18 protein-coding genes are annotated in these 24,927 nt (G+C 48.9%); 10 read left to right on the plus strand and 8 right to left on the minus strand.

Annotation, left to right across the window (positions count from 1 at the left end; translation table 11 throughout):
- Nucleotides 1-15 precede the first annotated feature (15 nt).
- Nucleotides 16-1,107, plus strand: coding sequence for a glycosyltransferase family 4 protein (locus ACR9Y8_RS17595; RefSeq protein ID WP_481214554.1), 1,092 nt, complete (start codon nt 16-18; stop codon nt 1,105-1,107).
- Here the strand turns inward: ACR9Y8_RS17595 and ybeY are convergent.
- Nucleotides 1,104-1,535, minus strand: coding sequence for an rRNA maturation RNase YbeY (ybeY, locus tag ACR9Y8_RS17600; protein WP_481214555.1), 432 nt, complete (start codon nt 1,533-1,535; stop codon nt 1,104-1,106). The genes ACR9Y8_RS17595 and ybeY overlap by 4 nt on opposite strands.
- A gap of 145 nt (nt 1,536-1,680) precedes the next feature.
- Between ybeY and ACR9Y8_RS17605 the strand changes: the two genes are divergently transcribed.
- A complete protein-coding gene (locus ACR9Y8_RS17605; RefSeq protein ID WP_481214556.1) occupies nt 1,681-1,920 on the plus strand; it encodes a FeoA family protein in 240 nt (79 codons plus the stop codon).
- Between the two features lie 597 nt (nt 1,921-2,517).
- On the opposite strand, the gene nadA is transcribed toward ACR9Y8_RS17605, so the two are convergent.
- Complete coding sequence (nadA, locus tag ACR9Y8_RS17610) at nt 2,518-3,525, minus strand: quinolinate synthase NadA (RefSeq protein ID WP_481214557.1); 1,008 nt, start codon at nt 3,523-3,525, stop codon at nt 2,518-2,520.
- Nucleotides 3,526-4,290: 765 nt separating this feature from the next.
- Here nadA and ACR9Y8_RS17615 point away from each other — a divergent pair.
- The 3 genes from ACR9Y8_RS17615 (at nt 4,291) to ACR9Y8_RS17625 (ending at nt 7,660) form a co-directional block, all read left to right on the plus strand.
- Nucleotides 4,291-6,381 carry a peptidylprolyl isomerase gene (locus ACR9Y8_RS17615; RefSeq protein ID WP_481214558.1) on the plus strand — a complete coding sequence of 697 codons (2,091 nt, stop codon included), beginning with the start codon at nt 4,291-4,293 and terminating at the stop codon, nt 6,379-6,381.
- Nucleotides 6,382-6,494: 113 nt separating this feature from the next.
- Nucleotides 6,495-6,998 carry a DUF2480 family protein gene (locus tag ACR9Y8_RS17620; protein ID WP_481214559.1) on the plus strand — a complete coding sequence of 168 codons (504 nt, stop codon included), beginning with the start codon at nt 6,495-6,497 and terminating at the stop codon, nt 6,996-6,998.
- Nucleotides 6,999-7,003: 5 nt separating this feature from the next.
- Nucleotides 7,004-7,660: a hypothetical protein gene (locus ACR9Y8_RS17625; RefSeq protein ID WP_481214560.1), complete on the plus strand. Its 657-nt coding sequence runs from the start codon at nt 7,004-7,006 to the stop codon at nt 7,658-7,660.
- Here the strand turns inward: ACR9Y8_RS17625 and corA are convergent.
- Nucleotides 7,657-8,751, minus strand: coding sequence for a magnesium/cobalt transporter CorA (gene corA / locus ACR9Y8_RS17630; protein WP_481214561.1), 1,095 nt, complete (start codon nt 8,749-8,751; stop codon nt 7,657-7,659). The two genes, ACR9Y8_RS17625 and corA, sit on opposite strands and share 4 nt — an antisense overlap.
- 138 nt (nt 8,752-8,889) lie before the next feature.
- Here corA and ACR9Y8_RS17635 point away from each other — a divergent pair, with 138 nt between their 5' ends.
- The 5 genes from ACR9Y8_RS17635 (at nt 8,890) to ACR9Y8_RS17655 (ending at nt 14,542) form a co-directional block, all read left to right on the plus strand.
- Entirely contained in the window at nt 8,890-10,359 is a 1,470-nt protein-coding gene (locus ACR9Y8_RS17635) for a PhoX family protein (protein ID WP_481214562.1), read from the plus strand.
- Nucleotides 10,360-10,381: 22 nt separating this feature from the next.
- Nucleotides 10,382-11,290 carry a hypothetical protein gene (locus tag ACR9Y8_RS17640; RefSeq protein WP_481214563.1) on the plus strand — a complete coding sequence of 303 codons (909 nt, stop codon included), beginning with the start codon at nt 10,382-10,384 and terminating at the stop codon, nt 11,288-11,290.
- A 17-nt stretch (nt 11,291-11,307) separates the two neighbouring features.
- A complete protein-coding gene (locus ACR9Y8_RS17645; RefSeq protein ID WP_481216234.1) occupies nt 11,308-12,210 on the plus strand; it encodes a cytochrome-c peroxidase in 903 nt (300 codons plus the stop codon).
- Nucleotides 12,211-12,334: 124 nt separating this feature from the next.
- The gene (locus ACR9Y8_RS17650; protein WP_481214564.1) at nt 12,335-13,951 is read left to right on the plus strand and encodes an FAD-dependent oxidoreductase; all 1,617 of its coding nucleotides are present in this window, start codon (nt 12,335-12,337) and stop codon (nt 13,949-13,951) included.
- Between the two features lie 39 nt (nt 13,952-13,990).
- A complete protein-coding gene (locus ACR9Y8_RS17655) occupies nt 13,991-14,542 on the plus strand; it encodes a type 1 glutamine amidotransferase domain-containing protein (protein WP_481214565.1) in 552 nt (183 codons plus the stop codon).
- A 60-nt stretch (nt 14,543-14,602) separates the two neighbouring features.
- Here ACR9Y8_RS17655 and ACR9Y8_RS17660 read toward each other — a convergent pair whose 3' ends face one another.
- From ACR9Y8_RS17660 to ACR9Y8_RS17680, 5 genes are all read right to left on the minus strand, one after another.
- Entirely contained in the window at nt 14,603-14,977 is a 375-nt protein-coding gene (locus ACR9Y8_RS17660; RefSeq protein WP_481214566.1) for a septal ring lytic transglycosylase RlpA family protein, read from the minus strand.
- A gap of 55 nt (nt 14,978-15,032) precedes the next feature.
- A complete protein-coding gene (tamL, locus tag ACR9Y8_RS17665) occupies nt 15,033-17,444 on the minus strand; it encodes a translocation and assembly module lipoprotein TamL (RefSeq protein WP_481214567.1) in 2,412 nt (803 codons plus the stop codon).
- Between the two features lie 3 nt (nt 17,445-17,447).
- On the minus strand, nt 17,448-22,505 hold the full coding sequence (locus ACR9Y8_RS17670; protein WP_481214568.1) for a translocation/assembly module TamB domain-containing protein: 5,058 nt from the start codon (nt 22,503-22,505) through the stop codon (nt 17,448-17,450).
- Between the two features lie 87 nt (nt 22,506-22,592).
- Complete coding sequence (locus ACR9Y8_RS17675) at nt 22,593-23,231, minus strand: hypothetical protein (RefSeq protein WP_481214569.1); 639 nt, start codon at nt 23,229-23,231, stop codon at nt 22,593-22,595.
- Nucleotides 23,232-23,414: 183 nt separating this feature from the next.
- Nucleotides 23,415-24,890 carry a glutamate synthase subunit beta gene (locus ACR9Y8_RS17680; RefSeq protein ID WP_481214570.1) on the minus strand — a complete coding sequence of 492 codons (1,476 nt, stop codon included), beginning with the start codon at nt 24,888-24,890 and terminating at the stop codon, nt 23,415-23,417.
- Nucleotides 24,891-24,927: the final 37 nt, after the last annotated feature.

Genomic DNA, 24,927 nt, shown 5'->3' on the forward strand with positions numbered 1-24,927 from the left:
TACTAACCAATAATAATGAAAGTATATTTCGATCACCAGATATTTTCGATGCAGCGTTTCGGCGGGATTTCAAGATACTTCGCTAATATTCACAGCTACCTGAACAGCCATGGGCATCCCGATTGCAAGTTGTTGGTTTTGTATAGCAGAAATCATTACATCCAGGATCTGAAACTGCCCCTACCCCCATTCTGGGGGGAGACCTTCCTGAAGAAACAACATAAGCTGGAGCGCTGGAATAAGAAGTACTCCCGCCACATGATCAAGAAGAATGATTTCGACCTTCTTCATCCTACTTATTATCACCCTTACTTTCTGACAAAGCTGAAAAAGCCCTTTGTCCTGACGGTGCATGATATGATCCACGAGCTGTTCCCGGAGTACTTCTCCCCTCACGATCATTTTGTTCCGTTCAAAAGAGCAACCATTACAAAAGCAGATCATATCATTGCCATCTCGCAGTCTACCAAAAATGATCTTCAGCAGATCTTCAATATACCTGATCATAAGATCACGGTAGTCTACCACGGATACATGGAAAACCACTCCGGGGAAGATGCGACCTTTGCTCCACCTTTCCAGGATTATATTCTCTATGTAGGAGACCGTGGCACCGGCTACAAAAACTTCAGCAGGTTTATCCGCGCGGTGCAACCAATAATGGACCGCTATAATATTAACCTGGTCTGTACCGGTGGAGGAGACTGGGGATCCGCCGAGCGCGAGCTACTGCTCAGAGCAGGTATCCAGGAGAGAACAAAACAAATTGCCGCCACAGAAGCACAACTAAATACGCTTTATCAAAAAGCAATCGCATTTGTATTCCCTTCCCTTTATGAAGGTTTCGGATTTCCCATCCTGGAAGCATTTAAAAACAACTGCCCGGTAATCAGCAGTAATACCAGCTGCTTTAAAGAAGTAGGGGGCGACGCCGCAGCTTACTTTGATCCTTACCAGCAGGAAGAGATGACGCAAGTAATTGAATCTGTAATCAATAGCAGCGATAAAGCTACTCAACTCAGAAACCGGGGCATTCAGCAATTGTCTAAGTTCTCTATGGAACAATGTATGCGAGGCACTTTAGAGGTATATAAAAAATTGATCTAAGCGGGATGAGTGAAATATTGCGCCAGGCATTCATCTTCTTTCTGCCGCATCAATGCTGCTTCTTTTTTAGACTTATCCTTATAGCCGCATAAGTGCAATGCTCCGTGGAAGATCACCCGGTGTAATTCCTGTTCTTCACTCACACCGAATTTTTGTGCATTCTCTCTTACCCGGTCTATACTGATATAAATCTCTCCTTCCGTTTCATCGGGATCTTCACTTAACTCAAAAGTGATGATATCGGTATAGGTGTCGTGCTGCAAAAATTGCTGGTTCATCTCCAGCAGATAAGCGTCACTGCAAAAAACATACTGCAGGCCCAGGAGCCCCTGCCCTTCCTTTTGGAAGAGGGATTTGAGAAACGCCTTCAGTTTTGTCTTGTTCCTGATCTGTACCTTTACTTCGTGCGCGGTAAATTGAATCGCCATATTAAATTTCTGATCCCTATGAAAAACAGATGTAAAAGTATAGTGAAATTTCTGATTCGCCCGCCCCTCTTTTTGCCGATTGGCTTTCGGGAGGTACCTTTGTCTATCGTGAAATACTTGAATGTTCTAACAAAGTGGTTTTGAAATGAGTAAACGTCAGATAAAGTTATCTTCCCTGGCAATTGGCAGAAGTGCAATAATTACAGCATTTGAAAAAGATGACCTTCATATCAAATTAATGGAAATGGGTTGTGTGCCTGGTGAAACGGTAAAAGTAGAAAAGATCGCTCCCCTGGGAGACCCCATTTCAATCATGGTAGCCGGCTACAATTTATCGCTCCGCAAAACAGAAGCTGATTTTATCTGGGTAGAAGAGATCAGCTGAACCACTTAATTACTTTATCCCCAATTTTTCTTTCCTGTACGCCTGTCCCGAAGCGGACGGAAGATTTGTTTGCCCATTTTCCTCACATTTTTCCAATAGCTTCGTGGAATCGATCCCGGTATTCCTAATTGTTCTTCTGTTTTCCATCCACATAATACCAGCCTGACTTTCGGCACTTTTCCTGGCTGAAATGCAGTCTAGTCCTACGTCTAATAGGAGATATTCCCTATATAAGCCCTTGTTACTCCCTATATTATCCATAATTATTCCGTTCTCTTAAAGGAAGGGAATATATAGGAAATAATATTGGAATTGATATTTGATGGATATGGGTAAATAAAAAGTTTCGCGTGCTCTGGCAAGCAATACAGGATAATTTTGACGAAAGATTTAGGAAGGGCTTCAGAGCGGGCTATACGGTACATAGTCCGGTGAACCAAAGAAATACGCGATTCTCAGGCCACTACCATAGCGTTGAGAATCGCGTATAAAGAAGATGCCCCGAGGATGTACCAGGATAGCACATTCTCAGGGCGCTTATTTTCAGGAAATAATATTACATTAAGTAATAAGTGTAATTAACTGGATATTAATTATTTATAAGCCATATTGTGCGCTGATTGCCAACATTCGGTCTATAGGCTTCTTTGCAGCTATCCTCAATTGCTCATCCATGGTGATTTCGGGTTCTTCATACTCCATGCACAGGTATAGTTTCTCCAGCGTATTCAGCTTCATATGCGGGCAATCATTGCAGGCACAGGCATTATTGGGCGGCGCCGGGATGAAAGTCTTATTGGGATTCGCTTTTTCCATCTGGTGCAGGATACCTGTCTCGGTCACCACGATATATTCCTGTGCATCATCCTTTTGGGTAAACTTCAGCAAACCGGTGGTGGATCCTATGTAATCTGCGATCTCCAGTACTGCAGCTTCACATTCCGGGTGAGCAATCACCTTGGCTTTGGGGTGCCGCACCTTCAAACGGGTGATCTTCTCCAGGGAGAAAATTTGGTGTACCATACAGGCGCCATTCCAGAGGATCATATCGCGACCCGTTTTACGGCTCAAATAGCTGCCTAAATTCCGGTCGGGTGCAAAAATGATGGGTTGGTCAGCCGGGACGCTTTCGATGATTTTTTCGGCATTAGAAGACGTACAGATGATATCGCTGAGCGCTTTGATCCCTGCAGAACAATTTATGTAGGAAATCACCAGGTGATTGGGGTACTTTTCCTTAAACTTCCTGAACAGCTCCGGAGGGGCACTATCTGCCAGCGAACAACCGGCCTTCAGGTCTGGCAGCAGCACTTTTTTCTGCGGGCTCAATATTTTGGCGGTCTCAGCCATAAAGTGCACCCCGGCAAACACGATGATGTCTGCATCGGTCTTGGCGGCCTGCTGGCTCAGCCCCAGGCTGTCGCCGATGTAATCAGCCACATCCTGGATATCGGGCTCCTGGTAATAATGCGCGAGTACGATGGCATTCTTTTCTTTCTTCAGCCTTTCTATTTCGGCAAACAGATCCAGGTTCACGTTAACGGGCACATCCAAAAATCCGTTGCGCTGCAAATTTTTTTTCGCTTCGGCTAGCTCCCTAATCATAACTATATACTTTAATTATTTATTTAAAAAAGAAAAACCCACTACTATTAGGGGGGTGAATATGTGGAAATCAAATTTTCCGGTTAAATACAAAGGTAGTTGTTATTCTTTTTTACTTAGCTATCCACAGGAAATTAACAGGCCTTTTCCGCTACCAGACTGGATTTAACCTACTTCATCCACACCCGTGGATATCGTTTTTGGTGAACATCTTCCGGGCGCGTGCTATATTAAGAAAGTGTTAACAGCAGCCTCATAATTTTCCCGCTTATCCCCTTTTCACCCCCGGGAACATTTCCTTCAGATTAACAAAATTAGTTTTCCCTGTGTGCAGGGGTCGGTTTTCCCACATAATCACCGTCTTCTGCCGTGGTTTTTCACAATAGCTGTGGATAAATACTCACCCAAAACTGCAAGCGGGAAAAATCTGCCGCAACCTTTTTATTGTCAGCTTTATACACATTTTTATGTGAATAAGGGATATCCGTCCTTCAAATTGTGGATAACCGCTGCGGTAAACCGGGCGCTTCCGCAACTACAAGATCTATGCTGGTGGCTTGTTTACAAATGCTTACCGGGTATCCACATGGTACTTAAAAACAACAGGAAGTGTGGATAACCTGTGAATGAGGAATGATCAAAACAGGAGGGAAAAAGCCCTGAAATCCTTTACTGTATTGAATTTAGACCCAAAAAATACTCTTTTGCAGTTACAACTATTTTATTCTATTTTTGCTTTCCCTAAAATTTTATAGTATATAATATATGTCAGTTATTCAGAAGATCAGGGACAAATATGCTGTAGTGATCGTAGTTGTGATCTGCGTGGCCATAGTTAGTTTCCTGTTGCAGGATGCCTTTTTTGGCAGGAATTCCCTATTCCGTCGTTCCACTACTGTAGGTAAAGTAAATGGTGAAGAGCTGGATGTTGCAGAATACCAGCGGCTCATCCAGGAACAAGAAAGCAATTACCGCCAGGGCGGCAGCGTTGACGAGCAAACCCGTCAGAGCATCCGCGAGCAGGTTTGGAACGAGTTTCTCAATGATAAGATCATGGAGGAAGAGTACAGCAAACTGGGCATCGATGTTACTGAAGCTGAGATAGTAGACCAATTCAATGGAAAAAATCCTAACCCCGTGGTGGTGCAGAATTTTACCAATCCTCAGACTGGTGAATTCAACCGCGAAACCATGATGCAGATCCTGCGCAACGTTAACCAGGATCCTAGCGGCCAGACCCGTGAAGGTCTCCGGAAGCTGGAAGCTGCCGTTGGAAAATACCAGAAAACACAGAAATATGGTGCGCTCATCACCCAGGCCGTTTATTATCCTAAATGGATGGCCGCACAACAGCAGACGGATAACAGCCAGAACGCTACTGTGTCTTATGTGAACGTGCCTTACGCCACTATCCCGGATTCTACCATCCAGGTGAGCGATAACGAGCTGAATAAATATATACAGGATCACAAATCCCTGTTCAAAACAGAAGAAGCCCGTAAAGTGGAATACGTATCCTTTGACGCGCTGCCTTCCAAGGCAGATACTGCAGCCGCCCTGCAACAGCTGGCTGAGCTGAAAACAGAAATGGATACCACCCATGATATTGAAGGTTTCATCAACCGCAACTCCGAAATAAAATATTATGACGGGTATGTAGCAAAGAGCGCTGTGATGGTGCCCAATAAAGACAGCATTACCAATCTGCCGGTGGGCAGCATCTATGGTCCCTATGTTGACAACAACTACCTGGTGCTGGCCAAAATGGTAGACCGTAAGAATATGTACGACACCGTGAAAGTGCGTCATATATTAATAGGTACACAAACCGGCCTGCCCGATTCTATCGCCAAAAACCGTATCGACAGCATCGAAAGAGCGATAAGAGGCGGCGCCGACTTTAAAGCCATGGTGGCGCAGTATTCTGACGACCCGGGTAGCAAAAATAACGGAGGTGAATACGAGGTTACCCCGGCTACTTCTTTTGTGAAAGAGTTCAAAGACTTCGCATTCGAAGGATCCAAAGGTCAGATGAAAGTGGTAAAAACCCAGTTCGGCTATCACCTGATAGAAATAATGGACCAGAAGAACCTGGGCCCTGCCCTGAAAGTGGCTTACCTGAGCAAACCCGTTGAGGCCAGCAAGGAAACAGACAGCAAAGCTTATGCTGCTGCCAACGAATTCGCCAGCCAGAACCGCGATCAGAAATCTTTCGATAAGAATGTTCAGACCAAAGGATACAATAAACGTATTGCTGACAACCTCCGCCCGATGGATCACGTGATCCCCGGTATTGGACAGGCCCGTGAACTGGTTCGCTGGGCATACGAAGCCAAGAAAGGAGATGCCAGCCAGGTATTCACCTTTGAAGATAAATACGTAGTGGCTGTACTGACAGGTATCCGCGCAGAAGGCACTACACCGCTGGAAGAAGTAAGGCCGCAGGTAGAAGCTGAAGTAAAGAAGCATAAGAAAGCAGATCAGCTGATCGCTAAACTGCAGAACCCTTCATCACTGGACGCAGCCGGTAAAGCTTCTAACCAACCCGTGCAGAAAGCGGAAGGTATCAGCTTCGGTACCCCCTTTGTACCCTCTCTCGGTTTCGAGCCTAAAGTGGTAGGCGCTTCCTTTAACAAAAGCTGGGGCACTGCCAAAGTATCTGCACCTATAGAAGGTAACGCCGGTGTTTACGTGATCAAGGTGGATAGCTATCAGCCTAGTGGTCAGCCTGTACAAGACCTGAACAACATACGCCTTGCCTATGAGCAAAGCATGAAAGGTATGCTGGGTCAGCAGCTGTTCGAGGTGCTGAAAAAGCAGAGCAAGATCCAGGACAACCGCGCCAAATTCTTCTAAACAAATAACTGACTGCATATAGAGGCCCTGTCCGGTACCCGGACAGGGCTTTTTTGTGCTCCGGCCCGAAGCCTAATATTTAGTAAATTTGCAAAGGAAAAATAAGTACAGACATGGACGAAATTGTTAATAAAGTAGCGCAGAGCGGATTGATCTCATTAGACCTGGAGGATTATTATCCTAAAGAGGAAACTGTAGTATTCGATATAAAGAACTACCTGTTCATGGAAATGATCCTGAAGGAAAAGGATTTTCGTGCCGCCCTGCAGGCGCATGACTGGGAACAGTACCGGGGTAAAAATGTTGCCCTTACCTGTACGGCAGATGCAGTAGTGCCGATGTGGGCCTATATGCTTGTGATGACCTACCTGCAACCGGTAGCGCACTATGCGGCATTTGGCGATGCGGAATCTGTGAACAGGGCCGTATTCCTGCAAAGGCTGCGGAATATTGATCTCAGTGAATATGCGGATAAACGTGTTGTTGTAAAAGGCTGTGGCGACAAAGGCGCCGGAGAGGCTGCCTATGCGGAGATAACCCGCCTGCTGCTGCCGCTGGTAAAAAGCATTATGTACGGAGAGCCCTGCTCTACAGTGCCCATCTATAAGAAAAAATAAAGCGCGTGCAGCATCAACGTAACCATGCATTTTATATAACGGCAATGTTGTTTGTTGCCTGGATGTTGCAGGGATGTAATGGTTGTTACAGCAGCAGATCAAAAGATACACAACAGCTGCGGGAAGACAGCGTCAGGGAAACTCCCCACACTCCTACTGCAAAAGATACATTGGCCACATGGACGGAGCAACGCCTGATACAATGGAAAGGTTGGATAGACAGCAGCACTGCAGGCCAGTTGGGGACAAACAACCTGGAACGTACCACCGTAGATACCATTGCTGCTGCTGACAGCATCCCTATGGAAGAAGATCGCTTTGAGCAATTCAAACCATTTTTTGTATATAGTCCTGACAGCAGCCAGGTAGTAGATATGGTAAGCTATGGTAGTTTCCTGCACCAGGGAAGGAACGGCAAAGTAGTGCTGGAAGCGGGAGAACCGGATACGGAAGTGGCTATCGTAAACGTACAAACGAAAATGCGCGAACGCATTTTATTTGCAGGCCCTTCTACCGTTGTAAAGCAAGCGGTGTGGATAGATGATCATACTGTTTTAATAGCGGGCGGTACTTATGATGAGCAGAACAGGTTGCTGCCTGTTATCTGGAGATACGATACGGTAAGTAAACAGCTGGAGAACTGGCAAGCAGAGATGCCTTAGAACCATCCCCTTTTTTTGAATGCAATGATCATTACGATCAGGATAACCACCATAACTCCTATGGTGAAAAAGTAGCCGTTGCGCGAGTGCAGCTCCGGCATATTATCGAAGTTCATTCCGTAAATACCTGCAATCACGGTGAGTGGCGCCATCAGCGTAGTTACCACTGCCAGCACTTTCATTACCTCGTTCATTTTAAGGTTGAGCTGCGTGTGATAATGTTCCTGCAGGTTCAGCACCATATCACGGTAGTTATCTGTGAGGTCGTTAGCGTGTACAATGTGATCGTATACATCCTTGTAATATTTGAATGTGCGCTCATCGATCAGAGGGCTTTCTGTTTTGAGGAAGCCGTTCACTAATTCGCGCACAGGCATAATGGCCCTGCGAAACAACAGCAGCTCGCGGCGCAGCAGATTGATGCGGGCCAGGGCGCGGGTGTTAGGCTGATGCTGCACCACGTCTTCCATCAGCTCTATACGCTCGCCCAGTTTGTCAAGAATAATATAGTAGCTGTCTACTATCACATCCAGCAACGCATAACATAAATAATCCGCACCGGCTACACGCAGGCGGGAACCGCTCATGCGCAGCTTATCCCGTATGGGATCAAATACATCTTTCTTAGGATCTTCCTGGAAAGAGATCACGAAATTTTTTCCAAGTACAATGCTCACCTGCTCCTGTTCTATGGTGCAGGCATGTGCATTAAAATAGATCATGGGCAGCACACCAAAAAGCTCATCTCCCATTTCATCCATTTTAGCGCGCTGGCCTACGTTCAGAATATCTTCTTCTATCAGGTAATGGATGCCGTAACGCACACAGATAGCATGTACTTCTTCTTTGCGGATACCGTCTATGTTGATCCAGCTGACACCCGGCGTATCCATGTATTTGAATACGTCTTCTATCTTCTCTACCACTACTTCATCACAATGACTGGTAGTATAATCGAATACGGTGATCTTCACTTCATCCGCAGCTTTCCGGGAAGCGCTGCCCGTTGCAGGATTATAGTTCAAGATGCGCTGTTTCCTTTCCTTAAAAGGGTTCAGCACACCCGGGATCGGTATAATACGTTTGCCCATGATAGTTAGTTAAAATAACAATGGCATTTAAAAAAAGGGCTGTTGTCCACCTTTTCAAAATTCAAATTAAGTTAAAATACCCGTAACGCAAGCATAACATTGGACCATTAATTTCAGAAAAATTTTAACCTGAACTATATGCGCATCGTTAACTTTAGCAAAGCTATACCGGGCACGAGCCTGCTGGCAGGTATCCTGCTGCTGGCCTACTGTAAAAAGGATGACCATGGAAGCTCCCATAACCCTCCCAACAAGCAGATAGAATGGAAGGACCATTCATCTACGCCGGCCTTCATCAAAAAACTCAGCGGATTTGAAAACCTGGGTGTTTACACCCTGATCAGCAGTGACGACACGCTGCCGCAAAGCCCCCAATATATATTTGGTGGCTCCGCAGACGGCGCCGGGCTGATAAAACAGGGAGATAACTATGTGATGCTGGTGAACCAGGAGGACAACTATTCCGTATCCCGTATTACGCTGGACAAAACCTTTAGACCAGTGAAAGGGGAATACCTGTTGAACTCTGACGGGGGTCAGTGGCGCCTTTGTTCCGCCACGATGGCCACACCTGCTGAGCATGGTTTTGGCCCGCTGTACCTCACCTGCGGCGAAAGCAACGTGGAAGGTAATGTGCACGGTCTCGATCCGCTTGCTCCCGCTGGTAATCCTTCCGTAGGTCATGAGCTGAAAGCCCTTGGTTACAGAAGCGCTGAAAATGCGGTGCCGCTCCCTAAAAAAACATACCCCGGCAAAACCGCCATCGTTATCGGGGAAGATGCTGAAGATGCATCCGGCGGACAAGTATTCCTGTATCTCGCCAACAGCACGGGCGATCTGCAGAATGGTAACCAGTACATGCTGCGCCGCACAGACGGCAACCAGCGTGAAACAGATATGACGGTAGGCGCTACCTATGACGTTGAATTTACCCCATACGACAAGACCCTGACTGGCCAACAGGTGGCCAATCTCACTGATGCGCTGAAAGCGATCAAGTTTGGCCGCGTAGAAGACGTCGACTATCGTAAAGGATCTGCTGATAATGGCCGCGAGGTCTATTTCACTGTTACCGGTCAGGACAAAAGTGGTGTAAATGCAGATGGTTCACGTACCATGTACGGCCGTGTATACCGCTTACGCCTTGACGCCAACAATCCCCTGAAAGGTAAACTGGAAGTAATACTGGATGGCGACGATAATAAAGGGATTGCCGCTGCTTTTCAGAACCCGGATAATATCTGTGTAACAGAAAATTATGTGTACGTTCAGGAAGATTCTAACGGTTACGGCACAGAAGATCACGATGCTTATGTTTACCAGTATACCATCTCCAGCAAACAGCTGAAACCAGTGTTTGAGCTGAACCATTTCCGCGATACGCCTAACGGTACCCGTTACGGCGGTACCGGCTCCAAGTTTGGCAGCTGGGAGTATGGCGCGCTGGTAGATATTTCTGATGTAATCGGGGTGCCTGACGCATTTACCTTATGCATTCAGCCGCATACCTGGAGAGGCGATCGCTATAAAGGAGTGGACGGAGGAGCCAAACGCTCCAGCGAGAACCAGGCAAGTGAAGTAGTATATATCAAAGGCCTGCCCAGATAAAGGGCGGGCCGCCTACAACAATATGCGTATAGGCATTATAGCTGCAACTGTTACACTGATGGCCATATTGGCCTATAGTATCTTTGACCTGAGGGACGATAATGCGCCTGCACGGGAAACACATTATTGGTTCACCCACCAGACCGGGATACTGCAAAACCGGGTGGATGATCTTTGTGCAGCCATCGCCACACATCAACCTGAAGACAAGCTGCAGGATGCCTTTCGCAAAGCAAGGCTGGCTTACAAACCGCTGGAGCTACTGATCACCTATTACATGCCTTATACAGACCGGTTCATCAACGGGCCTAATCTCCAGGAGACAGAACCGGATGAAAAGGATGTGATCATTGATCCGGAAGGTTTCCAGGTAGTGGAAGCACTGCTGTTTCCGTCTCTCGCAGCAGCGGATACCGCCGAATTAAGAAAAGAGGCCCTGCGCCTGCGAGCCAGCCTGCACCGTTTACATACGCGCGCCGATCAGCAATCATTCACCGACGCCCAGTTGTTTGATGCAATGCGGCAGGAACTGCTGCGTATTTCTTCACTGGGCCTCAGCGGCTTTGATTCTCCGGAAGCCCTGCATAGCTTGCCGGAGGCAGAAGCAGCATTGCATGGGGTGGAAACCATCTGGCATTTTTATGCAGCACGCGTGCAACTCATTAATCCTGTATTGGCAGCATATACAGAAGACTTATTAACAGCAGCCAGACAGCGGTTGAAAATAAGCATTGATTTTAATTCACTGGACCGCCTCCAGTTTATCAGTAAATACCTGAATCCATTAACCGTTAATCTGAAGCTGGCAAGGGAAGCCCTGGATATTCCCTACGCCGCCATCCCTCATTTTCTGGATCCGGCTGCTTCCAATGCATTTGCAAAAGGGGCGCTGGATCCGGTTTTTTTGCGCCCAACCAGGCGCAAACCCTGACCGGTGAACAAATAGCACTGGGCCGTCGTCTTTTCTATGATCCGGTATTATCTTATAATGGGCAACGCTCCTGCGCCAGCTGCCATCAACCACAACGTGCATTTACAGATGGATTAAAAACGCCTGCATCACTGCCCGGCGAAGCGCCGGTGATACGCAATACTCCCACCATATTGAATGCCGCGCTGCAACCAGGCCAGTTCTATGATATGCGCGTGGCCTACCTGGAAGACCAGGTGAATATGGTAGTACATAACAAAGCTGAAATGCATGGCGACCTGGAAGGAGCTGCCATCAAGCTGCAAAAGGAATCCGCTTATCAGCAGCTTTTTAAAGATGCGTTTCATATAACAGCACAGGAAATTAACAGCTATCGTATACAAGAGGCCATTGCGGCTTACATCCGTTCGCTGACACGGTTGAACAGTCCATTTGATGCTTTCATGCGCGGAGATAGCACACAACTTACCCGTGCTGCCAAACGCGGGTTCAATCTTTTCATGGGCAAGGCAAAATGCGGCACCTGTCATTTTATGCCTTTGTTCAATGGGGTAGCGCCGCCGGATTTTACCAGGGCCGAAGCGGAGATCCTGGGTGTGCCTGCAATAAAGGACAAAGCCATACTGGATACTGACAGCGGAAAATATAATGTGCATAAAATAGCGCTATACCGTTTCGCATTTAAAACCCCTACCCTGCGTAACATAGCGTTGACAGCCCCCTATATGCACAATGGCGTGTTCAATACCCTGGAAGAAGTAATGAACTTTTATAACAACGGCGGTGGCGCGGGGATGGGCATACAGCTGGAGTCGCAGACATTGCCAGCGGATTCTCTCGGCCTCACACAAAATGAACAGCAGGATGTCATCGCGTTTATGCATGCATTAACGGATACTACTTTACCACGGATTGAGTAAAAAAATGCACAACCTTTAGTCAGCCTTTTTCTTTCCCAATACTGCCGCTATTGGCGGGCCTTTACGGATACAATTAAAGGGAACCGTTTTTGTTGTTGATAAGATGACCTTAAACGGAGTGATTATGGAGCAAGCGCAGCAGAACGAACAAAAAGGAATTCAAAGCAGTCTTACATCCGGCGTACACAACAGTTATTGGATGGATGGCTTACCTGCTTTACAATATGTGCCCTTAAGAGAGCACCTCAAAACAGATGTGGTGGTTATTGGTGGAGGTATGGCAGGCGTAAGCATTGCCTACCGGCTTACCAAGCTGGGTAAGCAAGTGGTGCTCGTGGAAGACGGCAATATTGGCAGCGGAGAGTCCGGCCGTACCACTGCACACCTGGCCAGCGCACTGGACGACCGTTATTATGAACTGGAACGCATCTTTGGAAAAGAAGGCGCCCGCTATGCGGCTGAAAGTCACCAGGCCGCGATCGATTTCATCGAGCAGACGGTACAGGAAGAAAATATTGACTGTGATTTTCAAAGGCTATCCGGCTATCTTTTTCTCCATCCTTCTGATAAGGAGGAGTCACTGGTAAAGGAGTATCACGCCGCCAGAGAAGCCGGACTCGATGTAGCCCTGATTGATGATATCCCCGGTCTGACCGCTGCCAAGGGCCCCGGTCTGGTGTTTGCGCGGCAGGGACAATTTCATCCTTTAAAATACCTGCAGGGGCTCTGCGAGGCTATCCTCAGCGGTGGGGGCAAATTGTTCACTTCCACTAAAGCAGTGGAAATTGATCATACTGGTATTGTAACAGACCAGGGCTTCCGCGTGGATGCGCAGCATGTGGTGGTAGCCACCAATACGCCGGTGAACGACAAGTATGCTATGCACTTTAAGCAATTTGCCTACCGCACCTACGTGATAGGCGGCCTGATAAAGAAAGACAGCAAGCCGTTTGCACTCTGGTGGGATACCGGTGATGCGCGCGCCAATTCTTCCATTCCTCCCTATCATTACTGCCGCTTACAGGCATACAATGAAACACATGATCTGCTGATCTGCGGCGGAGAAGACCATGCCACAGGGCTGGCCTTTTCACAACAGATAGCCGAGGAGGAACGCTACCGTCAGCTGGAATGCTGGGCAAGGGAACATTTTGGTATAACGGAAGTGATCTACCGCTGGTCTGGCCAGGTGATGGAACCCATGGATTCACTGGCCTATATAGGGCGCAATCCCGGGGACGAGGATAATGTGTTCATTGTTACGGGAGACTCCGGCAATGGCATGACGCACGGTACTATAGCAGCATTGCTGATACCGGACCTGATCGTAGGAAATGTGAATAAGTGGAAAAAGATCTATGATCCGCAGCGGGTGAAATTTTTCCGCTCCGGTAAAACCTGGCTGAAAGAATTTGTGGGCGGCCTGTTGCGGTATATGAAGGAGTATCCTTATGATGCGGATGTGGTACAAATATCTTCCATTAAACAGGGAGAAGGAAAAATAGTAGAGCTGGGCAATAACAAGTATGGTGTATACCGTGATGAAGATGATGACCTGCATGTGGTATCTGCCATGTGTACCCACCTGCATTGTATTGTGCAATGGAACAATGACGAAAAAAGCTGGGACTGCCCTTGTCACGGCAGCCGCTTTACTTACAAAGGAAAGGTGATCAACGGACCGGCGAATAAAGACCTTTTTTATTACCGCGAAAAAGCATCCCTGGGGCAGCTCAGGTAAATCCTATTTTATAACAAGCAGCATAAAACAAGAAGTGTTATGGAAAAGCAACTCAGCAACAAAAAAGTGGCTATCCTGGTAGCAGACGGGTTTGAGGAATCTGAATTCACCAAACCCCTGGAAGCCCTCAAGGAAGCATCTGCACAGGTGGAAGTAATATCCCTGCACGATGGTAAAGTACGCGCCTGGAATGAAAAAGACTGGGGCGGAGAATATCCTGTGGATAAAACTATTGACCAGGCAAATTCTAAAGACTATGATGCCCTGGTATTACCTGGCGGCGTATTGAACCCTGATCAATTACGTATGAACGCCGACGCTGTGGCTTTTGTAGGCGGATTTTTTGACGATAGCAAACCAATCGCCGCTATCTGCCATGGTCCATGGACGTTAATAGAAACGGGTGAACTGGCAGGCAGGCAAATAACTTCTTATCCCAGTTTGAAAACAGATCTCACCAATGCAGGCGCTCAATGGGTAGATAAAGAAGTGGTGGTGGATAATGGACTGGTTACCAGCCGTAATCCCAATGATCTGCCGGCGTTCTGTAAGAAAATGGTAGAAGAAATTGCAGAGGGTATACACGCTTAGTTTATATCATAGTCGATGGTCCATAGTCCATAGCATGTAGTGCAGTAAATGGGCTATGGACTATTTTTTCTTCTTATACTGTATCTCCACAGGTGCAACGCCGGTGCTGATAATGCCCAGCTTACGGGCGGCTTTTTTGGACACGTCAATGACACGGCCCTGTGCGTAGGGCCCACGGTCGTTTATGCGCACTTTTACAGAGCGGCCGTTGGCCAGGTTGATCACCTTTACTTTGGTGCCGAAGGGAAGGGTACGGTGCGCACCAGTCATAGCGTTTTGATGAAAGGTTTCGCCGCTGGCCGTACGGCGGCCTTCAAATTTATCTGCATAATAGGAGCCTTTGCCGCTTTCAGTAAGTTTACGGGCACAGGAGCTAAAGCCAAACAGACAGCCTGCCAGCAGAAATATATGGAGGATATGCTTAACAGCGCGCATGCATCAGGTTGTTATACAAATATAGTCCTTTTTAATATGTTTGTTAGTCTATAAATCAGAAGGGATACCCGATAGCGATATTCAGTATAAGGTTTTCTCTACGCCAGTCGGGGTCACCGAAGCGGACATCTTTTATCACCCATTTTTCATTGTCCGGTAGCCAGGGCTTACGTAGCGGAAACGCAAGGTCCAATCGCACCACTACTATAGAAGCGTCTATGCGCAGCCCCACTCCTGCATCTACTGCTACATCTTTCAGGAAATGGCTGCTGAATTGTCCGCCTGGCCTGCTGGTATCGCTCTTCTGCAGCCAGATATTGCCTGCATCAATGAAGACGGCGGCATTGAGCATGCTAACCAGGTGCACACGCAATTCTGAGTTGAATTCCAGTTTTACGTCGCCTGCTTCGTTGGCCAGGAAGCGGCTGGTGGTATCGTGATAAGAGCCGGGGCCGAGTGTTCTGGCCCTGAAGCCCCGCAGGCTGCTGCTACCACCGGTAAAGTATTGTTTGATAAAGGGCAGCGTACGCGAGTTGCCATAGGGAATGCCGTAGCCAAAGAACAGGCGGTTCACCCAGGTCATGCCTCTGGTATACTGCCAGTAATGCCTGAAATCGGCACCCAGCCTAACGTATTGTGCAAACGGGTTGCTGAAGATGTTCTTGGTGCTGTCGCCTTTCGGTATGATGAGGCCTGCTATGTTGCCGGAGACGTCTACATCTCCGCTGAAGTAGATGCTGTGCACACGGTTAGGCGCCTGGTTATTGTATGTGATGGTATAGAACCCGCCCAGGATAAACTGCTTTTCTATAGCCCTGCGCTGCACGGGATCTACCTTCAGGATGCTGTCATAAGCAAGTGTAGTGTTGGTAGGCCTTACAAAAGTAACAGACAGGGGCGCCCAGGCATGTTCCAGGTACCGTGTTTGCCGCCACAGGTATTGCCATTGCGCCGTATAGGCGGTCAGGTTATAAAGGTTCTGGCGGCTGAATAATTCATAGCTCAAACTGATACGAGTGCGGGGTACATAAGGCGTACGGATGTTAAAAGCACGGAAGGGTATCAGGAACTTTGGCAGCGTAAGTGCCACCTCTCCTTTAAGGCTATACGAATTACCGCTGACCAGGTTGCCGCCGGTTTGCCATTCCATACCCCCGGAGGCAGAGATTTCCAGCAGGTTGGCAGCCCGTTTCCAGTTACGGTTACGTTGTGTGACCTTCACTTCGGATCCCACAAAGCCATTGGATTTGGAAGTGCCGCGCAGCTCGGCCTGCAGCGAGTATTGCGGGTAAGGCGTCAGGTAAAAACTGGCGTCCAGCCGTCCGGTATCTGATGCCACGCCGGTGGTGTCTGTATAAAGGCGCCTGCGTGCAGCGGCTGTAGTGGAATCAATCAGCAGCCGGCTGGAATCGATCACCATGGCAATCCTGCCTGTATCCGAACGGGAACGTGCGGGCCGGGTGGTATCACGGCCAAAAGTGGGGCGGAACTGGCCTTTTACGAATTTAAATACGCCCAGGTTAATGAGGCGTTGTAGTGTGATGTCATGATTGCTAAGGCGGTACAGGCTATCTGGCCGCAGGAATACGGAGCGCCTGAAGATCCGCGGGCGGAATTTCTTTTCCGGGTCTACCACGCCGAAGTTCCGGTACAATGTTACCTCCTGTCCTACACGGGAAGAAGAATCCGCATCCAGCGAGTAGGTAGGATACAGGGTGACCTTCCTGATAAAATATGGCCTGCGGGCAAGGGGGCTGATGTCTTTCTTGACCGTTATAAAGATATGCACCTTTCCATTATGGGTACTGTCTACTTCTGCCAGTAGATTGTCGGCAGTAAAGTAATAGTAGCCCTTGTCTTTCAGATAGCGATGAATGCGTTCACGTTCGGCCTTTATACTATCCAGGCGATAGGGTTCCATATACATCAGGCTTACATCTTTTTTGATGCCGGCGATCGTTCTGCCCAGTTGCGAACTATCTGTTTCATAGGTTACCTGTTCGATGAGATAACGCAGGTTGGGCGTGGCGGTATAAACAGCGGATGCTTTTTTCCGGCCTTTGTTTTTAATAGCAGAGACAAGGTCAGCCTGGAAGTAACCGTTATCCACGAGGTATCCCCGTAATACTTCTGAGGTATAGTCACGTTTCACCTGGCTAAGCAGCACAGGGGGTTCACCCCATTTTCTGCGGAGCAGGTAATTCAGACCCTTGCCTTTAGGCTCATTGCCCAGGTTATACAACCAGAGGCGGATAGGCATGCCGAGGAACTTGCGGTTAGGCTTGGGCCTTACGCTGGCAGCCAGGGCTGCTTTCAGGGTACCGTAGTCTTTGGGTTTTTTGCCCTCCCATTTCACATCGGCGCCGGTGTACAGGCGGTCACCTTTGGGCACCGTGCGGGTAGTGCTGCAGGCGCATAAGCATAAGCTGGCCAGGAGGGTGATGATATGTAAGCTGGTTTGTCGCAATATTTAAGATTTCTTATCGGATTTTTTCTTACGGAGCCTTTCCTTTCTGGTTTCCTTTTTGGATTTACCCAGTATTTCGCGGAACTGGTCGTAATCCATTACTATCATAAATGCAGCGCCGGTTTCCACTACCTGGCCCTGCACAATGGTTTCGTTCGCGTTCCGCTGGTAGACCCTTACACGATAACGGCCATCCCGGGTAAGTTTGTATTCTACAGAAACATCGCCCACCAGCGCGCCGGTGTTATTGCCGGCGGATTTATCGCCTTCAAGATATACATTGGAGCCAACGGCTACGGTTAAACGGTCATTGAACAGGTTCTTGGACACTCCTACATTCAGCGTGGTACTTTCTCTTGCGCTGCCACTGGAATAGTCTTCGTTCTGTTGAACGTCAAAGTTGATGTCTACCCCTTTGATAAGATTGCCTGCCAGGTTGTTCAGCTGTTGTGAGAGGATCTTACTTACACTTTTGCGGGCTTCACGGCCAACATCCACACCGCCGTCGCCACCAGCTGCAGAGGGATCATCCGGGATGAAGGAGTTCAGCACCAGCAGGCCCATTACCTGTTTATTCAGTTCAGAAGTGATCTGGTTGATCTGCTTGATCCGGTTATATACACTGCCTGCAAAAGCATTACGCTCTGCTTCGGGCATATCCAGCCGGAAGGTAATATCAGGTTTCATCAACTCCCCTTTTATTTCCATATATACTTCAAAGGGCAGGCGTTGCCTGTACTGGTTGCGCTCCAGGTCAGATTTACCGCTCAGCTGGTCGGCCACCAGGCCGGCTGCGGAAGTGTATACAGTGTATTTTGCGGTAATATCAAGGTCGGCATTCATAGCGTCGCCGTTAAAGGAGATAAAGCTGCCTTTTTCAATGGCGAAAGAACGCTTGATCACTTCATAGAGCGACATCTGGTATTTACCTTCCTGGATCTCATAGCGGCCGGTAAGGCTCAGTTTACTACTCGGGTCCAGTGTGGCATTAAGGTTGGCGGTGCCTTTGGCTTCTACATAATCGCCGTTCTGCTGGTCAATAATGATCTTAATGATAGACTCGGGTGTGATCTCGGCATTGCCACTGAACATCATGCCTTTGAGGCGGGGGTTCTCGTAGCGGGCGCTATCCTGGGCGGCCAGTACGGCTGAATCTACAGGGGCGTCCTTGTCTACAAACTCCATGATCCCTTCCCTGTTAGCTACACCAGGCTCCTCTTGCGGGATGGTAATGGTAACGCTGGATTTATCGCGCAGTTTCAGGTAGGCATCTATGCGGGGCAGGTCCATATTGCCCCGCAGGCGGATGCGGCTGTCTACAAATGCGGGGCCATAGTACAATTGGTCTGGGTTCTGTTGTTTGCCCAGCACCATGAAGTTCTCTGCATTCACATCCAGGTTAAAGCGGTAGTTGGTAAAATCGGTGGTATTCACGCGCCCATTCACAACGAGCTCGTTTTGCATGCTGTCTGCAATGACAAAGTTGTTGAACAGGATGCCATTCTCGTCCAGCACAATAGTTTCATCCGGTAATGTCAGCGAGGTGCCTACATAAGTGATGGTACCGCCGGCATCGTTGAAATGTATATTGCCCGTCACCTTGGGTTTATCTGTTGTGCCGGTGATGTTGAATTGCCCGTTTGCTGAGCCGTGCATGCGGGTAACATTCCCAAAGGTAAACGGCTCTGCAGCGGCTACATTGAACTGATTGATATTTATGGTGGCATTGATGGCAGTATCGTACACGGCCTGTACCTGCAGGTCATTACCGTTGCCCGTAAGGGCCGCCTTGATGTGGTAGGCCTGAGGATGCGGTGTTTGCAGATCTGCCGTAAGGGTACCCAGGGGGGTGTTACGGAAAGTAAGGCTGTCTATCTGAAGGGAGCTGGCTATCAGGGGCGACTGATCCAGGTTACGGATCACCGCTTTTCCATTCAGGGAGCCGGTGGCCAGCATGGTATCTGCCGCGAGCAGACCGGTGATGGTTGTCAGCTGAAAATCTTTGATATCTGCCTGCAGGGCGGGCATCCGGCTGCTGCTATCCGGCACAGTGTTGAGGCGGATGGACTCTTCGCGGTAAGACAGCTGCAGGGCTGCAGAATCAGGAAGTCCTTTATGGAGGCGCACGATATTATCAGATCCTGCCGTCCATTGCTGTTTATTCAGCAGCAGGTCTGGTTTGAGGGAAAACGCGATCACACTGTCAGGCAGAAATTGCACCAGTCCGCCAACCTGATACTTCGGATTTTGTGCTGCATCGTTGAGGTTCAGGTCCCAGTTCAACCTACCGGCGCTTGCATTGACCAATAGCTCGGTATGATGGAGGGGCGCTACCGGGTGGCGGAGTGAAGCCAGGGATACGATGGCTTTCAGCGAGGTGTCCTGGATGCGGGCATCCAGCATAAGACTGTCGATGTGAATAGAATCATAGCTCACCCTGGGCAGTGAAGCATTCATTATCAGCAGGCTGCTGTCTGAATTGAGGCGGCCTTTGATATCCAGCGGATTATTCATGCGCAGGGTTGGCATCAATGCCTGGAGGCTGCGGGGCCAGCGAAGAGAGGCGGTCCATTGTAGCAGCTGGCCAGAAAGCAATGTATCAACTACTGCACCACCCGGTGTTCGCAGTGGTTTGTTGATCAAGCTGCTGAAAGTGCTGCCCAGCTTCGTATAATCTACCGTACCATTGGCGTTTATAAAACCAAAGGGCCCGGTAAGCGCAAGATATTGCTGATCCTGGTAATTGGCCCGCAGGGCAATGGTATCCAGTGTGAAGGCATTTCCACCCGTGACGATCTGCCAGCCGGTAAAGAAGGCATTACCTTCCAGCCTGCTGGGGCTAAGGCTACTGAAATCTGCGATGACGGCGCCTTTCATCAGGAATGGATCAGCATACCAATGGGTGGTATACAGGTCGGCTTTTTCCAGTTTTATGTCTGCCTGCAGGTTTTGCAGGGTAGTGTCTTTCAGCAGGCCGGTAATATCAAAGACAGCGGTGAAGGCAGTATCTGCGCTTTGGCCGGAAAGCTGGAACTGTCCCTGTGCGATGTTTGCCTTTGCATTAATATCCTGGTAGGTATAGTGGTTATAAGTGGCGTTGTTCAGCTGCAATTCGGCATTGGCCGACATCGTATTGAGATCGTAGCCCCTACCTTCTGCCTGGAGGCGGCCGTTCACCCAACCCATGGTGGTGTCATACAACATGACGCCGGGATGTACCTGGAAGGAAGGAATGTTTACTGAATACCGGCTATGCAGGCTATCAGTAATATTTACCAGGTGGGCAGTGAGGCTTGCATTGGCGATGTCGCTTTTCAGCTGGAGCTGCGTTTGCAGATCTGCCATACCGCCGGTAAAAGAGCCGGTGATCAGCATGTGTTCAGGCAGCCGCGGTGTATCTGGCAGGGTGCCGGCCGGCAGCCAGGAACGCAGTGCACGGTTCCCGCTTTGCAGCATAATGGAAGGCAGGTTGGCCCTGATGCTGTCTGTATTGGCGGCATAAAAAATCTGACCCTGTGTTTGCAGCGTATTACCCACGTTATCCCTGATATATAAGTGCTGGATATCTAAGCGGTTGAGCGGGCCTTTTAAAACGGCCGATACGGTTAGCTGTTTATCCCACAGCGGTTTCATATAGGGATTGGAGCGTGAATCAGGTACAAAGGCCAGCCATTCTCCCAGCGCTATGTGGGAGGAGTCGATATTGGCCCGGATCTGCAATTGCTCGAGGTGATCTGCCACCGTTTCCCAGGAAGGAACGGTAACGACTATATGTTTGCGCAGAATACTCCGGGTGGTTTCCACCAGCAGGTCTTGCAGGGAGAGGCTTTGCGGCGTAAATGTAAAGTTCATGTGCGCGCGCTTTACGGCAAAGCCTGATTTATCGCGCAGGCTAAGGTTATGCAGGAGCGCGCTCACGGTATCCGGCCGGTAGTTGATATCGCTTACGCGGGTGTTGAAATCCCTCAGCAGCAGGTGATTATAGTCCGGATTACTACCGGCGCCACGGGGTGCGGGGCCTGTATTGTTATCATATTTCAAGGTGATCTGCTCCAGCAGGGCCTGGCTGGTAAGCACACGCCAGGTGTTGGGCGCCGGCGCTGCAGGAGCGGGTGTAGTATCTTTAGCCGCAGACATGGTGAGTATACCCCTTGTATGGCTGATACGGATATCCTGGGCCTGAATGCGGGTAGAGTCCTGGTCTATGTTAGCATTGTTCAGCAGCAGGCTGCCTATGTTCCAGATAGTGGATATACCTATATCTTCGCTTTCATATAAAAAAGTGCTGTTGCGGATCTTTAGCTGTTTAAGCAGGAGGTGGAAAGGAGCTGCGGCCGTGTCTGTTGCCGGAGGAGGCGGGGAAGCTGTCACGGCTGTTTTCTGCCGGTAGGATTGGCGGAAAAAGCCGCTAAGGCCATCGAGTGCAATACCTCTGAAAGCGTAAACGCCGTTGTTGACCAGCAACTCATCCGGATCTATTACCAGTGAATCAAAGCGCAGCACGGCATGCAAGCCTTCGAGCCTATCCAGGTAGCTGATCCTCACACGGCGCAGCTTTACATCGCGAATGTGGAACTGTAAGGTAGTGCCGCTTTCCGGCGCCAATGTATCCGGCGTAGCATCCGGGCTCACAAAGGCATCCACCATAAACTGGAAATTAAATGCACTGTCGTTGGTATGACGATATGCGTTCACCAGGAGGCTGTCCCACTCCAGCTTATTGACACGCAGCTCATTATTCAGAATGGCCAGCAGGTTATAATGCACTTTGAGAGAACCGGAATAAAGCAGGGCGGCGTTGCTGGTATCTGATACCACCACATTTCGCAGTTCCAGGTAGCGCCAGCCCCTTGCCCGGAGGTAGCCGATCTTGACTTTTGTATGCAGTTTATTCTGGAGATATAATTCCCCCTGCCGGCGGAGGTAGTCCTGCACGGGAGTAAGTTGCAGCAGCAGTACGGCCATTACGGGCAAAAGGAGAATTGCTACAATGATCCATACAAGCCAGCGCCACCATGGGCGGGCACGACGTTTTTCACCGTTGGTAGCAGGTTCTGTCACTATGAATGATTACTATGGTAATATACTGAAAATAAATGCTTTGGCACACTATAGCACAAAATGTGAAATCAGCAAAATTTATACCCGTTACAATACCGGGGCGTTGCGCTCATTGAACCGATGGATATAATACTCCATCCGGTCGCGCTTTTGTGCGTCAGTATTAAACATTTCCAGTAGTTCCCTGTCCTGGGGGAGAATATATTTTCTCAGATTGTAGAGGGTTAGGTCAAATACGTGACCGGTGAGAATATTAAATACTTTTTTCTTCTGGTTGGGCGGGGGCGCATTATTAACCGTTATGGCGTTGGGGTTAGCCACCGGGGTGGGCGCGATCACATGAATTTCATAGAGGCAGTAATAGCCGATCTCCTGTAATTTATTGAGGCCATTGTCTTTTATGTACACAGCGTTACCGTCGGAAAATCCCCAGTAATCCTTCATTTTCTTTTCTTGTCCCGTGCTGTCTACAATATGCAGCTCATTCCGGCTGGCCAGCAGGTAGATCTGGGCGGCCGAGCTGCGGCTTTTTACCACGATATTGCCATGTTCTGAAGGGTTGTTGAGCTGAAATTCTTTGAAAGACCTGTAAATGCCTTTTTTATAAGCAGTTGTATTAAAAATGAAATCAGCCGCAGAGGAAAAGTCGGCCGTGTCCTGCGCGGAAGCAGGAGCTGTGGAAGAGACCAGTGTGTAAATCAGCAACAATGAGAACAGGCGCCACATGGCATCAAAAATAGCAGGCGGCGTAGGAAAAGTGATGGTTAATAGGCGAACAGGCTAATTGTGCCTGCTAAAGGAAGCTTTATGCCGTTATTTGAAAAAAGAAAGGGCCGGGTAAAAACCCAGCCCGGCTGAAGGTTACAACAAAATCTAAACCTGCTTATGAGAAAACTTTTAATCAAGTTGTCAAATAGCCATTGCCTGTAAGGAGTGATCCTTGCTTTCCAGCTGGGATACACCCATCAGGAACTCGTCTACTTTACGTGCGCATTCACGGCCTTCGCTGATCGCCCATACCACCAGTGACTGTCCTCGACGCATATCGCCGGCGGCAAACACTTTGGGGATAGAGGTCTGATAGGCCTTTTCCGTTGCTTTCACATTTCCGCGCTCGTCTTTCTCCACACCCAGATCATCCAGCATACCCGTGTGCTGCGGATGCACAAAGCCCATTGCCAATAAGGCCAGCTCACAGGGTACTTCTCTTTCGGAGCCAGGTACTTCGGTAAAGCCGCCTGGTCTTCCGTCCTGACCCAGTGACCATTGCAGGTCTACCAGTTTCAGGGCTTTTAAATTGCCGTTGCCATCTCCTACAAATTCCTTAGTAGCGATTGCCCACTGGCGGGCGGCTCCTTCTTCGTGTGAAGAAGATGTTTTCAGTACCATGGGGTAGGAAGGCCAGGGCATATACGGCGTGCGCTCGCCCGGAGGTTTTGGTAACAGCTCCAGCTGCGTAACGCTTTTTGCACCGTGGCGGTTGGATGTGCCCACACAGTCTGAACCGGTGTCTCCGCCGCCTATTACTACTACATTCTTATCAGTTGCCCAGATATCCTCGCCTTCTACGGGGCGGTTACCCACTCTTTTATTCTGCTGCTTCAGGAAATCCATTGCATAATGAACACCTTTCAGTTCACGGCCGGGGATATTCAGATCGCGGGGGATGGTGGATCCACCAGCCAGCACGATCGCGTTGTATTCACGCAGGAGATCGTTCACACTTACATTCACACCTACATTGGCGTTGCACTGGAAGCTCACGCCTTCTTCTTCCATCAGCTTGATACGGCGTTCTACCACCCATTTTTCAAGTTTGAAATCGGGGATACCATAGCGAAGCAGGCCGCCGGGTGCATCGTCTCTTTCAAATACGGTCACCTGGTGACCGGCATAGTTGAGCTGCGCTGCTGCTGCCAGTCCGGCGGGGCCGGAACCGATCACTGCCACCTTTTTACCGGTGCGTACGCGTGGCGTTTTAGCCTGTACGAGGCCTTTATCAAAAGCTATCTCAATAATGTGACGCTCAATTTCTTCGATGGCTACCGGGGGCTGGTTGATACCCAGCACGCAGGCGCTTTCGCAGGGAGCCGGACAGATGCGGCCAGTGAACTCCGGAAAGTTGTTGGTGCTGGTAAGAATGTCATAGGCCTCCTGCCAGTCTTTTTTGTATACGGCATCGTTAAATTCCGGGATCACGTTGCCCAGCGGACATCCGCTGTGGCAGAACGGTACACCGCAGTTCATACAACGGGCGGCCTGCGTATTCAGTTTTGGCTCGCTGTAGCGCTCCACGAACTCGTTATAATGCTGCGTTCTTTGCTTGGGATCTGCTTTGCCCGGCAATTCACGTGTAAATTCCAAAAATCCTGTTGGTTTACCCATCTTCTTCTGATCTTTTAATATTTAAATAACAAGGCGT

It is taken from the genome of Chitinophaga sp. SVR4-12A (assembly GCF_056754765.1).